The organism is Saccharopolyspora mangrovi (assembly GCF_035320975.1).
Classification (GTDB): Bacteria; Actinomycetota; Actinomycetes; order Mycobacteriales; family Pseudonocardiaceae; genus Saccharopolyspora; species Saccharopolyspora mangrovi.
Genome location: NZ_JAWLNX010000010.1, coordinates 88,504 through 107,695 on the forward strand (window position 1 = coordinate 88,504; position 19,192 = coordinate 107,695).

Sequence of the window (19,192 nt, forward strand, 5' to 3'; positions counted from 1 at the left end):
CTCGAGCAGATCCCGACGCCGTCGACGACAGCGCGGGCGAAAACCGGCCTGCGACACCCTCATTCGAAGTAGCGACGGGGGTTGCCCACCATCATCGTGTCGATCTGCTCATCGGTGACGCCGCGCTCGCGCAGCGCAGGCAGCACGTCGTCGCTGATGTGGGTGAAGATCCAGTTGGGGACCGCTTCGGCCTTGGCCTCCTCGGAGAACCAGTCGATGAAGCACGAGGCGTCGTGCGAGAGCACCATCTTCTCCGCGTAACCGCGCCGCGCGAGTTCGGCCACCGTGTCCACGCGCTGCTCGAACGGCAGCAGCACGTCCAGCCCGAAGCGGTCCATGCCCAGGTAGGAACCCGCGTCGGCGAGCTCGCAGAGGTAGTCGAGGTCGGTGCTGTCGCCCGAGTGCCCGATGACGACCTTGCTCAGATCCACGCCTTCCTCGGCGAGGACCTTCTGCGCGACCAGGCCCGACTTGGTGTGGACGTTGGTGTGCACGGTGATCGGCGTGCCGGTCTCGACGTGCGCCTGCCCGACCGCGCGCATCACCCGCTCCACGCCCGGGGTCAGTCCCTGCTCCTCGATCGCGCACTTGAGCAGCCCGGCCTTGACCTGCGTTCCCGCGATCCCCTCGCGGATGTCGCCGACGAACAGCTCGACCATCGGTTCGGGCCGGTCGAACAGCAGTCCCGGACCGGTGTAGTGGAACTGGAACGGGATCTCGTTGTAGGTGTAGAGGCCGGTCGCGGCGATGATGTTGATGTCGACCTGCTCGTTGATCCGCTGGATGCGCGGGATGTAGCGGCCGAGCCCGATCACGGTCGGGTCGACGATCGTGTCGATCCCGCGCGTCTTGCACTGCTTGAGCTTGTCGACGGCATCGGCGACCCTGGCGTCCTCGTCCCAGTGGTTCGGGTAGTCGGGGTAGTTCTGCCGCATCTCCTCGCCCAGCACGAACACGTGCTCGTGCATGAGGGTCGTGCCGAGGTGTTCGGCGGGTACCGGGCCGCGGACGGTCTGGACCTCTGCCATCTGAATGCCTCCTCGTTGAAGCGCTCGATGTCTCGCGGATCACATCGGGACAGTTGGCCAGTTTGTGCCAGAAGTGGTACATGGTCAAGATTTGTCCCATACTTGATCTCATGAGCGAGAGGCAGGACCGGTCGGGCACGCGCCTCGGCACCCAGCTGAGCCGGCGGGCCGTCATCGCCGCCGCCACCCGCCACTACCTGACCTGCGAACCCCTGGACATGTCCGCGCTGGCCGGCGAACTCGACATCGGACGCTCCACGCTCTACCGGCTGGTGGGCAACAGGGAGGAGCTCATCGCCGCGGTGCTGGCCGAGCAGACCGAGCTCACCTTCCACCGGACGGTCAAGAGCCACGCCGAGGAGTCCGGCGACGGCGACGTGCTCGAAGTGCTGGCGCAGTTCATGCGCGCGGTCATCAACGCCGAGCCGCTGCAGGCGTTGTCGAAGCGGGACCCGCTGCTGTTCATCCGGGTCACGCTCCTGCCCGGACCGGTCGAGCACACCTCCACCCGGCTCATCGCGGACCTGCTGACCCGGGAGCAGGCCGCTGGGCGGCTGGAGCTGACGCTGCCACCGGAGGTCCTCGGCCAGGCGATCATCCGCATGTGCGACGCGCACCTGTACGCACCGCTGCTGGGCAAGCCCGAACCGGAGATCGACACCGCGCTCGACCTGGCCGCCGCCCTGCTCAACATCCCACCGCGCTCCGCCTAGCCCGAGCTGGTTCGTTGCGTTTGGAGTCTCACTGAAGGACTCATTGAGTATTGGACTGGTCTCAATCCATGCGCGAAGGTGAACAGCATGGACACCGAAGTTCCCGATGACGTCTTCCGCGACGTCCTCGCCCAGGTTTGCGACTTCGTGCGCACCCGCGTGCTGCCCCGCGAGACCGAGATCATGAACACCGACGCGATCCCCGCGGACCTGCGCAACCAGGCCGCCGAGATGGGCCTGTTCGGCTACGCCATCCCCCAGCAGTGGGGCGGTCTGGGCCTCAACCTCGTGCAGGACGTCGAGATCGCCATGCAACTCGGCTACACCTCGCTGTCGCTGCGCTCGATGTTCGGCACCAACAACGGCATCGCCGGGCAGGTGCTGGTCGGTTTCGGCACCGACGAGCAGAAGGCCCAGTGGCTGCCGCGCATCGCCTCCGGCGAGGTCGTCGCTTCCTTCGCCCTCACCGAACCCGGCGCCGGTTCCAACCCCGCCGGGCTGCGCACCACCGCCACCGCCGACGGCGACGGCTGGGTCATCGACGGCGGCAAGCAGTTCATCACCAACGCCACCGAAGCCGGGCTGTTCGTGGTCTTCGCGCGGATGCAGCCCGCACCCGAGACGGGCAACGGCATCGCGGTGTTCCTCGTGCCCGGCGACGCAGCAGGCGTCCAGGTCGGTGCCCACGACGCGAAGATGGGCCAGGAAGGCTCCCGCACCGCCGAGGTCACCTTCTCCCAGGTCCGCGTCGGACCGGAAGCCCTGGTGGGCTCCCACGGCGAGGTCGGCTACAAGGCCGCGATGACCTCGCTGGCCCGCGGCCGCATCCACATCGCCGGGCTGGCCGTCGGCTGCGCGCAGCGAGCCCTGGACGAATCGGTGTCCTACGCGGCCTCGGCGACCCAAGGCGGCACGCCCATCGGCGACTTCCAGCTGGTGCAGGCCATGCTCGCCGACCAGCAAACCGGCGTCATGGCCGGTCAAGCCCTGGCCCGCGAAGCCGCCCGCAAGTACCTCACCGGCGAGGACCGCCGCATCGCCCCCTCCGCCGCCAAGCTCTACTGCACCGAGATGGCCGGCAAAGCCGCCGATCTCGCGGTGCAGGTCCACGGCGGCACCGGCTACATGCGCGAAGTGCCGGTCGAACGCCTCTACCGCGACGTCCGCCTGCTGCGCCTCTACGAAGGCACCAGCGAAATCCAACGACTCATCATCGGCGGCGGACTCGTGCGCGCCGAGAAGAAGCGGGCGACATGACGCCGCCGCTGCGACGACCTGGGTAACATCGCAGGTGATGGAGCTCTTCCCGCGTCCGCGCACCGAGATCGCCCCGGGCGCGGTCCACGTGCCCGGGTGGCTCTCGACGCAGTGGCAGCGGCAACTGGTGGCCGCCTGCCGGGAATGGGCCCGCCCACCTGCGGGGTTGCGCGCGGCCCGGTTGCCCAGCGGCGCGCAGATGTCGGTGCGCACGGTCTGCCTCGGCTGGCACTGGTACCCCTACCGCTACTCCAAGACCGTCGACGACGGCGACGGCGCGCCGGTCAAGCCGCTGCCGGACTGGCTCGCCGAGCTCGGCAGGCGCGCCGTCGCCGAGGCCCGCCCCGAGGCCTTGCCCTACGAGCCCGACATCGCGCTGGTCAACTTCTACGACGCCGAGGCGCGCATGGGCATGCACCAGGACCGCGACGAGCTCAGCCGCGCACCCGTGGTCTCGCTGAGCCTGGGCGACGAGTGCGTGTTCCGCTTCGGCAACACCGACAACCGCAAGCAGCCCTACACCGACGTCGAACTGCGCTCCGGTGACCTGTTCGTCTTCGGCGGCCCCTCCCGGAAGGCCTACCACGGTGTGCCGAAAACGCTGCCGGGAACCGCAGATCCAGCGCTCGGCATGAGTTCCGGGCGGCTCAACATCACGCTGCGCGAATCCGGCATGGGCTGAGCGACCTCGGTGCGTCGAGGTGTCAAGATGGCCGGGTGAGTGCTGCGCAACCCGGTGACTTCCCGGTCCTCAAGACCTACCCCACCCGCTGGGCCGACAACGACATGTACGGCCACCTGAACAACGCGGTGTACTACCAGCTGTTCGACAGCATGATCAACGGATGGCTCGCCGAGAACGCCGCGGCCGACCCGACCGCCGACGCCGCCGTCAACGTCGTCGCCGAGTCGGGGTGCCGATTCTTCGCCGAGGTCGGGTTCCCCTCCGACGTGCAGGTGGGGCTCCGCGTGGAACGGCTCGGCAACAGCAGCGTCACCTACGCCCTCGGCCTGTTCGACGACAACGGCACCCACGCCGCAGCGGGCACGTGGGTGCACGTTTACGTCAACACCGAAACCCGCCGCCCCACACCGATCCCCGAGGCCATCCGCAAGGCTCTCGACACCCTCACGACCAACGACGCGTGACCTTCCAGCTCCCAGGGCTCACCGCAGGCGAACAGCGGAGCGGGCAGGAGCGGCGTAGCCTCGCACTCGGCGCCCCCGGAGCGCCTTGCGCGGGGGCACGCCGCTCAAACAAGGGGGAACCGTGACTGACGTTCAACCAATTCCGCGTGATTTCCCACGCGTGACTCCGTACCTGTTCGTCGACGACGCCAAGGCCGCGCTCGACTTCTACTGCAGGGTGCTCGGTGCGACCGAACGCATGCGGATGCCCATGCAGAACGGCAAGATCGCCCACGCCGAGATCGGCATCGGCGACTCGGTGATCATGCTCGCCGACGAAGCACCCGAAATGGGCGCCCGCAGCCCGAAGTCCATCGGCGGAACACCGGCCATGCTCTACGTTTACGTCGAAGACGTGGACCGGGTGTTCGACCAAGCCGTCCACTCCGGCTCGACGGTGCTCAACTCGGTGCAGAACAAGTTCTACGGCGATCGCAGCGGCGAGTTCGAAGACCCGTTCGGGCACTGCTGGAGCGTCGCCACGCACGTCGAGGACGTCTCCGACGAGGAGATGTCGCGCCGCATGACCGAGGCCATGAGCGGCGGCTGAGCCGCTCTGCGCCCACCGGCGCTTCCGCTTCCCGGCGACGCGGGTCAGTGCCCGCGCGCCGGGACAGCACGGGCACTCCGTCAAGAGTGGTGCCAGATTCGATCGAGCAGCTGCGCCTCGTATTCCACTGGTGGTCCGCTCGTCACCTTTCCGGACACAGGAGGAGTGAGACCGCCGGGAGGCTGCGCTGTCCGGGTGAAGGACGTCCCTCGGTTTCGCGAGGAGAAATTCCGGTCGGCTAGGGTCGCCCCGTCGTTTGCCGAGCGAACACGACTGGGGGCTTCGCGCCGAACGCCTGAGCAATTGCTTCCTTTTCTGCTCGTGGTGATCGTGCTGACCGTCGTTCCCGGGCCGGATACCGCGCTGGGATTGCGCAACAGCCTTCGCGGTGGGAGCACCGCCATGTGGTGGACCGGACTGGGCGTCTGCAGTGGCATTTTCGTGCACGCGGCGGCCTCCGTCGTGGGGCTTTCCGCAGTTCTCGCGGCCTCAGCTTCGGCCTACGCCGCGGTCAAGATCGCCGGCGCCGCCTACTTGTTCTGGCTCGGCATCAGCACCCTGTGGAAGGCCTGGCGGGACCGCCACCGCGCGACACCTCCCTCGGACCTCGCCGAGCCATCGGGCGAGACCGGGTATCTCGACCGCAGGACGGCCTTCCGGCAAGGGTTCATCAGCGACTTGCTCAACCCGAAGATCGCACTGCTGTTCCTCACGCTGCTGCCGCAGTTCATCGGGCCGCAGGAGCCGAGAGCGCTCACCTCGGCCGTGTTGACGCTCGTGTTCGTCGCGGTGGCGTTGACCTGGTGGCGACTGACGTCCTGGCTCGCCGGTGCCCTGCGAACGGCACTGGCCCGCGACCGCGTGCACCGATCCCTGGAAGCCGCCACCGGCACGGTGATGGTGGCCCTCGGCGTCCGAGTCGCCTTCGAAGGCAACACCGGAGCCTGACCACCCCACCCGGCTCGCGGGCTCGGTTCAGCCGGCCAGTTGCGGGTAGAGGGCGCTCAGGTCCTCGGCGAGTCCTCGTTTGACCTGGCGCGAGATGTCGTCGGCGAGCACCTCGTGGGCTCCGTTCTGGATGCCGTCGACGGCCAGCCGGGCGACCTCGGTGGCGCTGACCTTCGGGGCTTCCACGCCGACGGTCATGTCGGTGTCCACGTAGCCCATGTGCAGGCCCGTCACCGCGATGCCGCGCGCGTGCAGCTCCAGGCGCAGCGAGTTGGTCTGCGACCAGAGGGCGGCCTTGGACGCGCTGTAGGACCCGCCGTTGCCCAGCCACGACAGCACCGAGTGGGCGTTGAGGACGTGCCCGCCGCCGTTGCGCTCGATGATCGGCGCGAAGGCGCGGGAGACCAGCAGCGGTCCGTAGAAGTTGGTCTCGAACTCCCGCCGGATGTCCTCGATCGAGGAGTCCAGCATCGGAACGCCGACGGAGCCTCCCGCGTTGTTGATCAGGATCGTGACGTCCCCGGCCTGCTCGGCGACGGCAGCCACCGAGGCCGGATCGGTGACCTCCAGCTTCAGCGGTACGGCACCGGGCTGCGTGACGGTGCGCGGGTCACGGGCCGTGGCGTAGACCTTGCCGGCCCCGCGCGCCTGCAGCTGTGCCACCAACGCCTTGCCGATGCCGCGGCTGCCGCCGGTGACGAGGGCGACGGCGCCTTTGATCTCGGTCATGTTCTGACTCCCAATCGCGTGAGATGCGGCCTGGACGGTCAGCCCAGGGTGACGACGACCTTGCCGTGGGCACGCCCCTGCTCGACGTGCGACATCGCTTCCAGGAGGTCGTCGAAGGGGAAGGTCCGGTCGAGCACCGGGCGCAGCGTGCCGTTGTCGTAGAGGCGAGCCAGTTCCGCCAGCTGAGCACCGTTGGCACGCATGAAGAAGAACGAGTAGCGCACCCCGAGCTTCTCGGCCTGCTTGCGGATCTTGCGGCTCAGCAGCGCCAGCACCGGCTTCACAACGGGTCGACCCAGTTGGGCGGCGAAGGCCGGGTCGGGCGGGCCGACCACGCTGATGGCCAGCCCACCCGGCTTGAGCACGGTCAGCGACTTCTCCAGGTTGGCCCCGCCCAGGGAATCGAGGACGACGTCGTAGTCGGCGAGCACGTCGGTGAACTCCGTCGTGCGGTAGTCGATCACCTCGTCGGCGCCGAGCTCGCGCAGCGCCTCGGCGTTCTCGGCGCGCGCGGTGGTCGCGACGTGGGCACCCAGGTGCTTGGCCAGCTGCACCACGGTCGAGCCCAGACCGCCCGCCCCGGCGTGCACCAGCACCTTCTGCCCCGGCTGGAGGTGAGCGACTTCGACCAGCGCCTGCCAGGCCGCCAGCGCCACCAGCGGCACCGCGCCCGCCTCCGCGAACGACAGCGATCGGGGCTTGTGCGCCACGTCGTCCTCGTCCATCGCGATGGACTCCGCGAAGGTCCCGATCCGCAGGTCCCGGGGCCGGGCGTAGACCTCGTCGCCGACCTGGAACCGGCGCACCGAGGCGCCCACCCGGGTCACGACACCGGCGACGTCGTGGCCGAGGACGAACGGCCGCTGGTAGTTCAGCAGCTGCTTGAACTCGCCGTTGCGGACCATCTTGTCCAGCGGGTTGATCCCGGCCGCCCGGACCTGGACCACCACGTCCCGATCGCCCGGGACCGGTTCGGGCACGTCCGCCGCTCGCAGACCGTCCGCACCGTAGGACTCGACGACGAACGCCTTCATCTCAGCTTGCCTCCTGCGCTTAGCCGGTGGGGCGAGGCGATCGCCCGCCATTGAATTACGACCGTACGCCAATTATGCTGGCACGCGCCACCGGTGGCGGCCAGAACGCGGAGGAGACGTGGTGCGGTACGGCAAGGAGCACAAGGAAGCCACGCGGCGGAGGATCATCGAGACCTCCGGCCGCCGGCTCAAGCAGGACGGCATCGACGGTTCCGGCGTCGCCACGCTCATGAAGGACGCCGGTCTGACCAACGGCGCCTTCTACAACCACTTCGCCTCCAAGGACGACCTCGTCGCCACCGTCGTCGCCGAGCAGCTGGCCGCACAACGAGCCCGCCTCGACGAACGCGCACCCGACAAGGCCGGTCTCGAGCAGTTCATCCGCGACTACCTCTCGCCCCGGCACCGCGACGCACCCGAGCGCGGCTGCCCGTCGGCGGCGCTGCTCGACGAGATCGGACGCTGCGGCGAGACCGTCAAGCAGGCCTACACCGACGGTCTGCTGCGCATCGCCGACGACATCGCCGCGCGCATCACGCCCGAGGACCCCGAGTCCGGGCGCGCGACGATGCTCTCCCTGTTCGCCACCCTCTTCGGCACGCTGCAGCTCGCGCGCGCCCTGTCCGACCCGAAGCTCTCCGACGTGATCCTCGAGCAGGGCGTCCACAACGCCCTCGCCCTGCTCAACTCCGCCGACCCGAGCTGACGCCCACCGGACCGAAGGTCCACGCACGAACGGAATCGACCATGACCGACCTGCAGCGCACCACCTTCGCCGACGTCAGCCGCATCGACGAGCTCTCGCCGGGTGAGTACACCGCCGAAGCCCATCCGGACTGGACCATCGGCGGCAAGCCCAACGGCGGCTACCTGCTGGCCATGCTCGGGCGCGCGGCCGCGCAATCGGCCACCCACCAGCACGTTCTGGCCGCCAGCGCGCACTACCCGCACTCCCCCAAGCCCGGTCCGCTCCACCTCACCACCGAGGTGCTGCGCACCGGGCGCTCGGCCAGCCAAGTGCGCGCCCGGCTGAGCCAGGACGGCACGCCCTGCGTCGAGGCGACCTTCACCCTCGGCACGCTCGCGCCCGATGCGAATCCGCAGTGGAGCGACGGCACGCCCGCGCCGGTGGACCGCGCGCGCGACGACTGCGAGCCGGTGACCGGCGGCCGCGGCCTGGCCATCATGGATCAGGTCGACCTGCGCATCGACCCCGACGACTTCGGTTTCAGCCGGGGCGTCCCGACCGGTTCCGGCGTGCTGCGCGGCTGGCTCGGTCTGCCCGGCGGCGAGAACTTCGACCCGATCTCGCTGCTCTACGCCGTGGACTCCTTCCCGCCGGCCACCATGAACATCGCGATCACCGGCTGGGTGCCCACCCTGGAGCTCACCACCTACGTGCGCGCGCTGCCCGCACCCGGCCCCGTGCGCGTGCTGCACAAGGCCCAGCTCATCGACGACAACCGCGTCGACGAGACCTGCTACATCTGGGACAGCCGCGACCGGCTCGTCGCCCAAGCCATCCAACTCGCGGGAATCCGCTTCAACGCACCCGAATGACTCAAGCCGGCGGCGCCGATCTTCGGACGTCGCGCAGTGTCAAGGGCACGGCTCCGGGGGACGCTTCTCAGCGCCATTGATGCTGGGCTCAGCCCGAGGGCGATTGCGCAACTCGGGTCGATGCAACGCTGGGTGAGCTCTGCCGGAGGGGTGCTTTCGCTTCGTTACGGGCGTCGTCAGGTCTGGCAGACTGGCCGGCACCGGCCTTGTGGGCTCCTCGCGGGAAGGAACGGTCAGTGCAAGATCTTGGCTCTAGTGCGGTTGACCTGGTGTTTCGTGGTCGCAGAGTGGTGCGCGACCGGGCGTTGGTGATGGCGATCGTCAACCGCACGCCGGATTCGTTCTACGACCGGGGTGCCACCTTCGAAGAAGACGCGGCCAAGGCGGCTGTGGAGCGTGCCGTCTCCGAGGGCGCCGACATGATCGATATCGGAGGTGTGACCGCCAGCCCCGGTGCGGAGGTCGATGCCGAGGAAGAGATCCGGCGCGTGCTCCCGACCGTTGAATGGACCCGGCAGAACTATCCGGACGTGCTGATCAGCGTTGACACCTGGCGGCACGAGGTCGCCGATGCGACTTGTCGAGCGGGCGCGGACCTCATCAACGACGCGTGGGGCGCTGCAGACCCGCAGATCCTCGACGTGGCCGCGAACTACGGCGCTGGGTACCTGTGCACGCACGCCAACCGCGATCCTCGCGCCGACCCGGTTCGCTCGGACTACGAGGACGTCGTCTCCGCCGTGCTGGAGGAGACCACCCGGCTGGCCGACCTGGCCGAATCCAAGGGAGTTCCGCGCGAAGGCATCCTCATCGACGGCACCGGCTACGGGAAGAACACCACCGATCACCTGAGCCTGGTGGAACGCACCGGCGAGTTCGTATCCACCGGGTGGCCCGTGCTGATGGCCCTGTCGAACAAGACCTTCGTTCGGGAGAGCCTGGACCTCGACGTCGCCGACCGCGAGGAACTGCTCACCGGAACCCTGGCGGCGACGTCGATCGCGGCCTTCGCGGGTGCAGCCGTGTTCCGAGTCCACCAGGCCCTTCAAACACGGCGGACCCTGGAGATGGTGGCCTGCATTCGCGGCACCCGAACCCCGGCACGCGCACAGGAGTGGATCTCCTGATGAAGCAGATCTGGCCAGAGCCCGCCGACCTCGACGATCACCAGCTGGAACGGCTCTACACCTACCGGGACAGCGATCGCTGGCTGGTCGTCAACTTCGTCTCCAGCGCCGATGGAGCGGTCGAAATCGGTGGCAAAGCGCGCCAACTGTCCTGCGAGTCCGACCAGAAGATCCTCCAGCTCGGCAGCGACCTCGCAGATGTCCTCCTGGTGGGCGCGACGACCGCGATGGTCGAAGGCTTCCGCGGCGTGCACCCCGACGACACGACGCTCGAACGACGCCGTCGCCACGGGCTGCCGGACGTCGCCCCGACCGCAGTCGTCACGACCGGGCAATCGCTCCCGGCCGACGCACCGGTCATCACCGAGGCAGCAACACCCACCATCGTCATCACCTGCGAGTCCGCACCGGAGGAGATGCAGATGGCGTGGAAGGAAGCGGGCGCGGAACTGCTGATCGCCGGTGTGGACAGCGTGGATCTCGCGGCCGCGACCGAATCGCTCACCGATCGGGGCCTGCGGCGCATCGACTGCGAGGGAGGCCCGCACCTGTTCGGCGGACTGCTGGAAGCAGGCGTCGTCGACGAACTCCGGCTGACCGTCTCGCCCATGCTCGTCAGCGGCACCCACTCGCGCATCGCCACCGGCAACCCGCTGGAGCCCCTCAACCTGGAACTCGCCTCGGTGATCTCCGAAGAAGGCGCGATGATGACGCGCTACCTCGTCCGGGACTGACCGACTAGGACCAGGAGGTGGCCAACCACCGGTCGGGGGTGCGATCGGCCACCTCGGCCTGTGATTCGATTGAGTTGGATGACCAATCGGTCGGCGATCCAATCAGCGAGGCAGGGGGCCGTCTGCATACCGTCCCGGCATCGGCGGTTGTGTTCACGTCGGCGATTTCCCACCGGGGTCTCCAGTCGTGGGTGGGTGACGACTTCACATCCGCTGGTGCTGGGCTGGCCGAAACCCATCCGGCCAGCCCAGCTCTCTTCACTTCGCGCCCGGTGATCTTCACTGCTGCGGATGGCCGCCCCCCAGGGAGGAACTTTCCACCGATCGGCGGCAGGTGTTCGGGGAGTTTGGACCCTGGCCCATACGGGCCCCTGGTCGTAGCGTCCGTGGTCATGTTGCGAACCGAGGTCACCGTCAGTGGCGCGGGAACGTGGGTGTTCACCACGGCCCGGACCGGCGTTGACCCGGCGACCGGCAAAGAGGAGTACGAGACGACCGTCTCCGCGCCGTGCTGCCAGTCGGCCAAGCCCATTCGGCGCTGCCTGACCGAACAGCGGGCACGTCAAGTCCACCAGACGCTCGTGGATGAGTTCGCCGCAACCGAGAGCGCCGACACAGAGATCAGGTCATGGCCGTGGCCGTGAACGGCCACATGACCTCGCGCTCTACGCGCGTTGAACCTCAAACGGTCTCGGTGACGTAGGCCGTATTGATCGACCACAGGCCGGTGCGCGGCCGGACCCCACACCTGCTGATGAGCGTTCACCGACCTTCCGGCGGCGATCCGGCCGGTGCGCGACCGGCGAGCAACCGCACGGCGATCAAGAGCTCGTGCACGTCGGCGAGCCGGCGCAGGTCGCACCCGGTGCGCTCGGCGATGCGCTCCAGCCGGTAGCAGGCGGTGTTGACGTGCAGGTGCAGGCGTTCGGCCACGGCCTTCGCGCTGAGGTCGGTGGCGACGTACTCCAGCAGCGTGCTGATCAGCGCGCCGCCCCGGGCTTGGTCTTCCTCGATGAACCGGCGCAGCGCGGGCCGGATCAGGCGCAGCGCCGTCGGATCCTCGCGCAGCATCAGGTAGTCGAAGGTGGACAGCTGCGGCAGCGCCAGCACCCCGGGCTGTCCCCGGAGCCCGTCCCTGGCCACGCATGCTTCGGCGTAGGCCTCAGGCACCTCGGTCAGGCCATTGTGGACGGTGCTGATTCCCGCCGCCAGCGGAATCCCCCGCCTGCTCAGCCGCTCGATCGCGTCCTCCAGGCCTTCCGCCGCACTGCTGGAGCGCGCCGGGAAGATCGTGACGACCTCGTCCTGGCGGACGACCGCGGCCCGTGATCACCGGCGCCGAGCGCCTCGCGCACCGCTGATGCGGCATCGCGCAGGCTCCACTGGTCCTGCAGCGGCCGGACCGGCGCGGCGGAGGCGAGGCTCACCCCGGTCGCGGGCTCCAGGCCGGCCGAGCGCAGCATCGCCAGTTTGGGGCCGGACACCAACTCGCGGCCCGCGAGCAGATCCTCGAGCAGGTCTCGACGCACGCGGTCGCTCTCGGCGATCTGGTGCTGCTGGGCGTGCAGGAAGGCCTCCGCCGCCACCGTGCTGCCCACTTCGATCACCTGCATCACGTGGGTCGCGAGCGTGAGCGCCGCTTCCCGCGCCCCCGGGTCGTCCTGCGCGGCTTCCAGCAGCCCTTCCCACAGGGTGACCTGACCGATCCGGTAGGCCTTGAGGAAGTCGGACAAGGTCACGCCCTGGCGCACGCGATTGGCCGCGTACTTCCAGGTGACCGGGAAGTCGGCGCGCTGCGGCGACCTGGACTCGGACAACGAGGTCAGCGCAGCCCTGAACACCGCGTCGACGTGCGCGGTCAGCTCGGCGCGCAGCCCTTCGTCCGGGCTCGCCGCGTAGGCGGGCACCTGCGCCCAGGTCCGCTCCACCGAGCGCGCCACGATCGCGTCCAGGGACGCCTCCACGCCGTCGATGATGCGACGCACCGCGGGAGCGACCTCGCCTTCCCGTCGCGCTTTCACCGCACCTCCCCGCCCACGTTCACCATCACCTGACCAGGCTAGACCCCTATTTGTCGTCCAACCACAAGTCGAGGCGTCGGGTGTTGTGAACCGGTCATCGTGCCGCGAGGGCGAGTCGCCGGGATAGTCGAGGGCACCAACCCGACTCCCCGCCCCCTTACGGGCAGCACGCGTTCGACCAGGAAGCAGGTGCACGAGATGGCGTCCGATGCAGCCGCTCTGAGCAAGAACCCCACGGTGGACGAAGCCGAGGACAACGCGTTCTTCCCGTCCCCGTACTCGCTGAGCCAGTACACCGCACCGAAGACCAACTTCGCCGGAGTGCGGCACCAGGGCGAGTACACCGGCGGCAAGTGGAAGGTCCTCGTGATCGCCGCCGATGAGCGCTACCTCCTGCTGGACAACGGCAAGTTCTTCTCGACCGGCAACCACCCGGTCGAGACCCTGCTCCCCCTGCACCACCTCATCGAAGCCGGTTTCGAGGTCGATGTCGCCACCATCAGCGGCAACCCGGCCAAGCTCGAGCTGTGGGCCATGCCGCACGAGGACGAAGCCGTGCCGGCCACCTACGAAGCGCTCAAGCCCAAGCTCAAGCAGCCCAAGAAGCTCACCGAAGTCGTCGCGAACGAGCTCGGAGCCGATTCCGACTACCTCGCCGTGTTCATCCCCGGTGGGCACGCCGCCGTCATCGGCCTGCCGGAGAGCGAGGCCGTGCGGGACACGCTGGACTGGGCCCTGGCCCACGACAAGTTCATCATCACGTTGTGCCACGGCCCGGCCGCGCTGCTTGCCGCCGCACTGGGCAGGGAGGAGTCGCCGTTCCAGGGCTACTCCGTCTGCGTGTTCCCCGACGCCCTCGACGAAGGCGCGAACGTCGACATCGGCTACCTACCGGGTCAGCTGCGGTGGCTGGCCGCCGATCGGTTGACCAAGCAGGGCCTGACCGTCCTCAACGACGACATGACCGGCAAGACCCACCAGGACGGCAAGTTGCTCACCGGCGACAGCCCGCTCGCCTCCAACGACCTCGGCCTGCTCGCCGCCGACGCCCTCCTCGAGGCAGCCCAGAAGAGCGCGTGAACCCCCTCAGGGAACTCCCGGGCCGTCGCGGGATCCGCGGCGGCCCGTTTCACGTCTGCGCGAATCGGCAAGGCTCGCAACCGATCTCAGGTTCGTCGCTTTCGAGGCGCCGCTGAGCGGGGCGGCTGGGCGCGCATGTGATCGCGGACCCTGGTCATGACGTCACCGAGCGCCGCCAAGTCCTTTGTGGACAGCGGGTCGAAGAGCAGGTCGCGGACGACCTCGATGTGGCCGGGCAGGATCGTGGCGACCCGGTCGAGTCCGGCCTGGGTGATCGTGACCAGTGTGGCGCGCTGGTCGTCGGGACTGGGGCCGCGCGTGATCAGCCCGGCCTTCTCCAGCAGTCCGGCCTGGTGGGTCAGGCCGCTGCGGCTGTAGACGACGCCGTCGGCGAGCGCTGTCATGGTCAGCTGCCGGTCCGGGGCGTCGGCGAGCCGCGCCAGCAGCTGGAACTGGACGTAGCTGAGCTCACCGGCCGAGCGCACCTGCTGCTCGACGGCGTGATGCAGCACGCTCACCGACTCCATGAGCGCGAAGTAGGTGTCGAGCTGCTCGGGTTCCAGCGCCTCAGCCATCCCGCAAGCCTAATTGCTTCAACCTCGAAGCATGGTGGTGCACGTCACCCGGCGTGTCATTTGCTTCGACCTCGAAGCAAGCTACTCTGAAATCACTTCGCCATCGAAGCACTTTCTGGAGGAGGCAGCCATGCAGGCAGTGCGCTACCACCGCTACGGCGGCAGCGAGGTCCTGGTCCACGAAGCAGCCGAACGGCCCGTGCCCGGCGCCGGACAGGCCCTGGTCGAGGTCGCGGGCACCACGTTCAACCCGGTTGACGCCGGAATCCGAGCCGGCGCCCTGCACCAGGTGTTCCCGCTGGAATTCCCGCACATCCCCGGCATCGACGTCGCGGGGACGGTCGTCGAACTCGGCGACGGGGTCGACGGCTGGCGAGCTGGGGACCAGGTGGTGGCGTTCCTGCCGATGAACGCCGACGGCGCCGCCGCCGAGTTCGTCCTCGCACCCGCCGACGCACTGGCCACCGCCCCGCGGACGGTCGAGCTGGCCGACGGCGCCGCGCTGCCGGTCGGCGGGCTGACCGCCTGGCAGGCCCTGTTCGAGCTCGCCGAGCTGCGACCCGGCCAGACCGTGCTGATCAACGGCGCAGACGGCGCGGTCGGCGGGTACGCCGTGCAGCTCGCCCACCAGGCCGGCGCCCACGTCACCGCGACCGCGGGCGCTCGGCACTCGGAGCGGCTCCAGGCCGAAGGCGCGGACCCCGTCATCGGCCACCTCGACCACACCACCACCCCGCTCACGACCGACGGGCAGCCGTTCGACGCCGTGCTCAACCTCGTCACAACCAGCCCGGAGCAGACCGCCGCGCTGGCCGACCTCCTCGGTGACGGCGGCGCACTGGTCAGCACCACCACCCCACCGCCGGAGAACCCCGGACGCGGCATCCGCACGGCACGCGTGTTCGTGGTCAGCAAAGCCGACCAGCTCGCCGAACTCGTCGCCCGCGTCGACCGCGGCGAACTGCGCATCGACGTCGCCGCCCGCCGAGACCTCGCCGAACTGCCCGCCGTCCACGACGAAGCCGCCACCGGAGCCCTCGCGGGCAAAACCGTGCTCACCCCAGCCTGATTCACCGCACAGCGGAAGGAAGACCACGATGACGACCGCTTTCGACCCCATCGAGCTGGGTGGCAAGCGCCTGCCCAACCGCATCGCGATGGCCCCGATGACGCGCAGCCGCGCCTACGGCCCCGGCGCGACCCGACCGAGCTCAACGCCACCTACTACGCCCAACGCGCCTCGGCCGGACTGATCGTCACCGAAGGCACCCAGCCGTCGGTGATCGGCCAGGGCTCCCCCGACACCCCCGGCCTGCACTCCCCCGAACAGGTTTCCGCGTGGCGGCAGGTGACCGACGCCGTCCACGCGGCCGGGGGCACGATCTTCGCGCAGCTGATGCACACCGGCCGCATCGGCCACCCCAGCCTGCTGCCCGACGGCCTGGTCCCCGTCGGTCCCTCACCGGTGGCCGCGCAGGGCCAGGTGTTCACCCACGAGGGGATGCAGGACTTCGTCACCCCCAAGGAGCTCACCGAGGACGACATCGCCCAGACGATCACCGACTTCGCCGACGCGGCGCGCAACGCCGTCGACGCCGGTTTCGACGGGGTCGAGCTGCACGGAGCCAGCGGCTATCTGATCCACCAGTTCCTCGCCCCCAACGCCAACCGTCGCCTCGACGACTGGGGCGGCTCGGTGTCCGGCCGGATCCGCCTCGGCGTCGAGATCGCCACCGCAGTCGCCGAGGCGATCGGCGGCCACCGCACCGGTTTCCGCATCTCGCCCGGCAACCCCTTCAACGACATCGCCGAGACCGATCCGTCCGATGTGGAGCAGACCCGAAACGCATACCCCGCCATGCCTTCCGGAGACACGGGAAACCCGAAGAAGGTGAGGACCCCGAGCACGGGACACTCAGGCACAGCGCGGCGATCCGCCGCCACCGCGCCACCCGAACCGTCAGCCCTTCGACCTGCCCAGCAGTGGTCACAGCCGAAGACCTTAATCGGCGCCACCCGACGAGTTCTCCGGCATCAGTCTTGGAGAGCGAACGGCACTGGACCCTCTCGATCGAAGTGGCTTCGCGAACCTTCGCTGATCAGGAGGTGGGTGCGTAGAAGTTCGTCGTGGCCTCGACTGCGGCGGCCACCGCCTCCGGGCTGGCACCCGAGGCACGGTGGGCCTGTCCCCAGGCCTGACTGCTGCGCGTCAGGAAGTCCTTGGCCTCCGGCGTGTGCTGCCAGGCGTCTTCGTCGAAGTCCTCGCCACCCAGGTACACGGCCAGCCCGTACAAGCCGGTGTCCCACCCGACACCCACAGCACCCGGCCCGAACCGGCCCCAGAAATCGGGGTCGACGACCGCGGCGTGCTCGAGCTCGAGGACCGCCGCACCATCGGCCCCGGTGGACAGCCGAACCTCCACCTCCGAGACGTCCTTCTCAGTGGTGCTCTCACCGAGGATCCACGTCACCTTCAGCAGGTTCGGCGGCTCGCAGCGCAGGATCTCGCCCCACGCGTTGCCCTCCAGCTGGTACTTGCCGCCGACCCGGAGTTCGCCGGTGACCGGCAGGAACCAGCGCTTGAGCCGCTCCGGATCCGTGCACGCCTCCCAGACGTCCTCGACCGTCGCGTCGTAGCTTCGCCGCAGCAGCACGACCTTGCCCTCACCTGCGGGAATGTTCTTCGCGCCCACTTCCCTGTGGACGGCGTTGATCCTGTCCGCGATCTCGTTCATGGTGCTTTCCTTCGTTCGCGCTTGCCCCGGGCCAGTTCAGTCGCCAGCGCATCCAGGTGCTGGGTCCAGAACTTCCGGAAGTGGGCCAACCACTCGTCGACCTCCTGCAACGGCGCGGCATCCACCGCGTACAGCCGCCGCGTGCCCTCCGCTCGGACCACGGCGAACCCGTGCTCCCGCAACACGCGCAGGTGCTGGGAGACCGCCGGCTGGGAAATCCCGAACTCCGCCTGGACGGCAGCGGTGATCGCACCGGATGACTGCTCACCGTCGGCGAGCAGTTCCAAGATCCGGCGCCGCACCGGGTCCCCGAGAACGTCGAACGCGTGCACGCACCCGATAGTACCATCATTCGCTTATATAAGTCGAACCTGAAATACGATCCGGTCCGGATGCCGCTCGCAACAGCCAGGGGCGCCCGTCTTCCTCTTTCGATGCGCCTCTAGAGCAGTCCGGCGAGGCCCTTTCCGAGGAGCACGAAGCTCAGCACCACGAGGACCACGGTCATGATGGTCTTGTTGTCGCGAATCAGCCGCGCCTTCAGGTCCGCGAGCAGCTCAGCCATCCGATCCTTCGCCACGCGGTACCCGAGCACAGGCCCGGCGACGGTCGATGCCGCGATGACCGTGAAGGCAGCGGTTGCAACCACGTTCTCGGCCGGTGTCAGACCAGCACCACCGATGGTGACGCCGGCGGCCAGGGTCAAGGCAAGATTCTTCGGGTTGGCCACCGCCAGAATCACGGCGAGGCCCGTTGCTTTCGCAGGGCTGAATGAATCGACCGCCGCCATCCAGCCTGGTAGCTGCGGTTCGTCGCCCCCGCCTTGATCGGCGTGCCACCGACTCACGGCGACCACGAGCAGAATCACTCCCAACCCGAGCTTGAGCCACGGCCTGCCATGTCTCCTCCCCCCGGGTTGTTTGGACGCTGGTGGGCGTGCATCTTTGGTCCGAGTCGGGGAGTTCAGATGACAACAGACACCAAGATCGCGGACCTTTACGCCTCCATCGAGACCGTGTACGCAGCGCGGCGGCGGTTCCTTGCGCTGGGTGAGCAGGACGCCGCCGAGGCGGCCGAAAGGGCGCTGAATCAGCTGCTCAACGAGCTGTACACCCGCATTGACCCCGAATCGTTAAAACCGCCACGGCCGCGATAAGCGCTCCACAACCACCGCGCCGGGCTGCTGGCCGTAGTCGGCCACGAACAGGTCATGGATGCGACGTGCCTGCTCTGCGGGGGAGGAATGCCGAACGGATTCGGCCGCCTCCCCGCACGGCTCAATGACCGTCGTTTCGAACACTTCTGCGCCAGTCGAGTCCATCCCCACTCGCGCCGTGGAGATCGCCCACATCCGGGCGCCGATGTTCACCTCGGTACGCCACATTGGCCGGAGCGTAGTGGCGATTCAAGATCGTGGCTGATCAACCGTGCACGACAATGGCCCGCCCGGGCGCGGTCGCGGCGAACTCGTCCACCACCATCTGATGGACTTCGCGGGCCGCTGCTCGGTGAGGCAGCGCCGAACGCGTTTGGGGACGTCACAACGCGGCGCCCAGACGCTCGTCTCGTACTCTTGTTTGCCGGTCACCTGGTCAACGCCGATCCGCGCCGTGGCGAACACCCACGTCCCCACGTCAAGAACGGTGACCTCGGTCCGCAACATTCACGGAGCCTAGTTCCGAGGCTGGTTAATGCCCAGGTACTTCCAGCCCGCTTGTACGACCGAAATCGCGCCGGCCTCTGATCAAACCGTCGGTGAGCGCCGTTACCCGCCATCACGCCGGGCCGGGGTGCGCCACCACGAGTGATCGCCTCGCTACAGTGACACCTCTGTTCGATTTACCTGCCGGACTGCGTCACGCTGGTCAGCCATGTGGCTGCGCCTGCGGGCAGGCCGCCGGTACTGACCCGAT

25 protein-coding genes and 1 pseudogene are annotated in these 19,192 nt (G+C 68.6%); 16 read left to right on the forward strand and 10 right to left on the reverse strand.

The annotated features are described in order from the left end of the window. Positions 1–59: 59 nt before the first annotated feature. Positions 60–1,028 carry a phosphotriesterase family protein gene (locus R4I43_RS16235; protein WP_324266454.1) on the reverse strand — a complete coding sequence of 323 codons (969 nt, stop codon included), beginning with the start codon at positions 1,026–1,028 and terminating at the stop codon, positions 60–62. 110 nt (positions 1,029–1,138) lie between these two features. On the opposite strand from R4I43_RS16235, the gene R4I43_RS16240 reads away from it, so the two are divergent. From R4I43_RS16240 to R4I43_RS16265, 6 genes are all read left to right on the forward strand, one after another. Continuing rightward, positions 1,139–1,741 (forward strand): QsdR family transcriptional regulator, encoded by a 603-nt coding sequence (locus R4I43_RS16240; protein ID WP_324266455.1) that lies wholly within the window; start codon positions 1,139–1,141, stop codon positions 1,739–1,741. Positions 1,742–1,828: 87 nt separating this feature from the next. Further along, a complete protein-coding gene (locus R4I43_RS16245; RefSeq protein WP_324266456.1) occupies positions 1,829–2,998 on the forward strand; it encodes an acyl-CoA dehydrogenase family protein in 1,170 nt (389 codons plus the stop codon). A gap of 37 nt (positions 2,999–3,035) precedes the next feature. After that, positions 3,036–3,680, forward strand: a complete 645-nt coding sequence (locus tag R4I43_RS16250) for an alpha-ketoglutarate-dependent dioxygenase AlkB family protein (RefSeq protein ID WP_324266457.1) — start codon at positions 3,036–3,038, stop codon at positions 3,678–3,680. 35 nt (positions 3,681–3,715) lie between these two features. After that, positions 3,716–4,147: an acyl-CoA thioesterase gene (locus R4I43_RS16255; protein ID WP_324266458.1), complete on the forward strand. Its 432-nt coding sequence runs from the start codon at positions 3,716–3,718 to the stop codon at positions 4,145–4,147. 160 nt (positions 4,148–4,307) lie between these two features. Continuing rightward, entirely contained in the window at positions 4,308–4,736 is a 429-nt protein-coding gene (locus R4I43_RS16260) for a VOC family protein (RefSeq protein ID WP_324266459.1), read from the forward strand. 195 nt (positions 4,737–4,931) lie between these two features. Continuing rightward, positions 4,932–5,684 carry a LysE family translocator gene (locus R4I43_RS16265; RefSeq protein WP_324266460.1) on the forward strand — a complete coding sequence of 251 codons (753 nt, stop codon included), beginning with the start codon at positions 4,932–4,934 and terminating at the stop codon, positions 5,682–5,684. Between the two features lie 27 nt (positions 5,685–5,711). Here the strand turns inward: R4I43_RS16265 and R4I43_RS16270 are convergent, their stop codons facing one another. Together R4I43_RS16270 and R4I43_RS16275 are read right to left on the reverse strand one after the other, a co-directional pair. Beyond that, on the reverse strand, positions 5,712–6,413 hold the full coding sequence (locus R4I43_RS16270) for an SDR family oxidoreductase (RefSeq protein WP_324266461.1): 702 nt from the start codon (positions 6,411–6,413) through the stop codon (positions 5,712–5,714). Positions 6,414–6,451: 38 nt separating this feature from the next. Beyond that, positions 6,452–7,447 carry an NADP-dependent oxidoreductase gene (locus R4I43_RS16275; RefSeq protein ID WP_324266462.1) on the reverse strand — a complete coding sequence of 332 codons (996 nt, stop codon included), beginning with the start codon at positions 7,445–7,447 and terminating at the stop codon, positions 6,452–6,454. 121 nt (positions 7,448–7,568) lie between these two features. Between R4I43_RS16275 and R4I43_RS16280 the strand changes: the two genes are divergently transcribed. The 5 genes from R4I43_RS16280 (at position 7,569) to R4I43_RS16300 (ending at position 11,512) form a co-directional block, all read left to right on the forward strand. After that, a complete protein-coding gene (locus tag R4I43_RS16280) occupies positions 7,569–8,153 on the forward strand; it encodes a TetR/AcrR family transcriptional regulator (RefSeq protein WP_324266463.1) in 585 nt (194 codons plus the stop codon). Between the two features lie 41 nt (positions 8,154–8,194). Beyond that, complete coding sequence (locus R4I43_RS16285; RefSeq protein WP_324266464.1) at positions 8,195–9,007, forward strand: thioesterase family protein; 813 nt, start codon at positions 8,195–8,197, stop codon at positions 9,005–9,007. A gap of 311 nt (positions 9,008–9,318) precedes the next feature. Then, positions 9,319–10,134 (forward strand): dihydropteroate synthase, encoded by an 816-nt coding sequence (gene folP, locus R4I43_RS16290; RefSeq protein WP_324266465.1) that lies wholly within the window; start codon positions 9,319–9,321, stop codon positions 10,132–10,134. Continuing rightward, entirely contained in the window at positions 10,134–10,868 is a 735-nt protein-coding gene (locus R4I43_RS16295) for a dihydrofolate reductase family protein (protein ID WP_324266466.1), read from the forward strand. The genes folP and R4I43_RS16295 overlap by 1 nt, the downstream gene beginning before the upstream one ends. A 392-nt stretch (positions 10,869–11,260) precedes the next feature. Then, positions 11,261–11,512 (forward strand): hypothetical protein, encoded by a 252-nt coding sequence (locus R4I43_RS16300; protein ID WP_324266467.1) that lies wholly within the window; start codon positions 11,261–11,263, stop codon positions 11,510–11,512. A 118-nt stretch (positions 11,513–11,630) separates the two neighbouring features. On the opposite strand, the gene R4I43_RS16305 is transcribed toward R4I43_RS16300, so the two are convergent. Both R4I43_RS16305 and R4I43_RS16310 read right to left on the reverse strand, forming a co-directional pair. Beyond that, on the reverse strand, positions 11,631–12,158 hold the full coding sequence (locus R4I43_RS16305) for a PucR family transcriptional regulator (protein ID WP_407691261.1): 528 nt from the start codon (positions 12,156–12,158) through the stop codon (positions 11,631–11,633). Then, the gene (locus R4I43_RS16310; protein WP_324266469.1) at positions 12,098–12,889 is read right to left on the reverse strand and encodes a hypothetical protein; all 792 of its coding nucleotides are present in this window, start codon (positions 12,887–12,889) and stop codon (positions 12,098–12,100) included. The genes R4I43_RS16305 and R4I43_RS16310 overlap by 61 nt, the downstream gene beginning before the upstream one ends. 198 nt (positions 12,890–13,087) lie before the next feature. Here R4I43_RS16310 and hchA point away from each other — a divergent pair, with 198 nt between their 5' ends. Further along, on the forward strand, positions 13,088–13,969 hold the full coding sequence (gene hchA / locus R4I43_RS16315) for a glyoxalase III HchA (protein ID WP_324266470.1): 882 nt from the start codon (positions 13,088–13,090) through the stop codon (positions 13,967–13,969). Between the two features lie 86 nt (positions 13,970–14,055). Here the strand turns inward: hchA and R4I43_RS16320 are convergent, their stop codons facing one another. Further along, positions 14,056–14,544, reverse strand: coding sequence for a MarR family winged helix-turn-helix transcriptional regulator (locus R4I43_RS16320; protein ID WP_324266471.1), 489 nt, complete (start codon positions 14,542–14,544; stop codon positions 14,056–14,058). Positions 14,545–14,674: 130 nt separating this feature from the next. Between R4I43_RS16320 and R4I43_RS16325 the strand changes: the two genes are divergently transcribed. The 3 genes and pseudogenes from R4I43_RS16325 to R4I43_RS16335 form a co-directional block, all read left to right on the forward strand. After that, the gene (locus R4I43_RS16325) at positions 14,675–15,613 is read left to right on the forward strand and encodes an NADP-dependent oxidoreductase (protein WP_324266472.1); all 939 of its coding nucleotides are present in this window, start codon (positions 14,675–14,677) and stop codon (positions 15,611–15,613) included. A 28-nt stretch (positions 15,614–15,641) separates the two neighbouring features. Then, positions 15,642–15,797, forward strand: coding sequence for a hypothetical protein (locus R4I43_RS16330; RefSeq protein WP_324266473.1), 156 nt, complete (start codon positions 15,642–15,644; stop codon positions 15,795–15,797). Then, positions 15,797–16,288: pseudogene (locus tag R4I43_RS16335) on the forward strand (oxidoreductase); the annotation flags it as partial. The gene R4I43_RS16330 and the pseudogene R4I43_RS16335, both read left to right, overlap by 1 nt. Positions 16,289–16,643: 355 nt before the next feature. On the opposite strand, the gene R4I43_RS16340 reads toward R4I43_RS16335, so the two are convergent. The 3 genes from R4I43_RS16340 to R4I43_RS16350 all read right to left on the reverse strand — a co-directional run bounded on the left by R4I43_RS16340 (position 16,644) and on the right by R4I43_RS16350 (position 18,336). Beyond that, entirely contained in the window at positions 16,644–17,279 is a 636-nt protein-coding gene (locus R4I43_RS16340; protein ID WP_324266474.1) for an SRPBCC family protein, read from the reverse strand. Continuing rightward, entirely contained in the window at positions 17,276–17,611 is a 336-nt protein-coding gene (locus tag R4I43_RS16345) for an ArsR/SmtB family transcription factor (protein WP_324266475.1), read from the reverse strand. The genes R4I43_RS16340 and R4I43_RS16345 overlap by 4 nt, the downstream gene beginning before the upstream one ends. Before the next feature lie 110 nt (positions 17,612–17,721). Then, on the reverse strand, positions 17,722–18,336 hold the full coding sequence (locus R4I43_RS16350) for a GAP family protein (protein ID WP_324266584.1): 615 nt from the start codon (positions 18,334–18,336) through the stop codon (positions 17,722–17,724). Here R4I43_RS16350 and R4I43_RS16355 point away from each other — a divergent pair. After that, the gene (locus R4I43_RS16355) at positions 18,247–18,435 is read left to right on the forward strand and encodes a hypothetical protein (RefSeq protein ID WP_324266476.1); all 189 of its coding nucleotides are present in this window, start codon (positions 18,247–18,249) and stop codon (positions 18,433–18,435) included. The genes R4I43_RS16350 and R4I43_RS16355 overlap by 90 nt on opposite strands. Here the strand turns inward: R4I43_RS16355 and R4I43_RS16360 are convergent. After that, on the reverse strand, positions 18,412–18,663 hold the full coding sequence (locus R4I43_RS16360) for a hypothetical protein (RefSeq protein WP_324266477.1): 252 nt from the start codon (positions 18,661–18,663) through the stop codon (positions 18,412–18,414). The genes R4I43_RS16355 and R4I43_RS16360 overlap by 24 nt on opposite strands. Positions 18,664–19,192 lie beyond the last annotated feature (529 nt).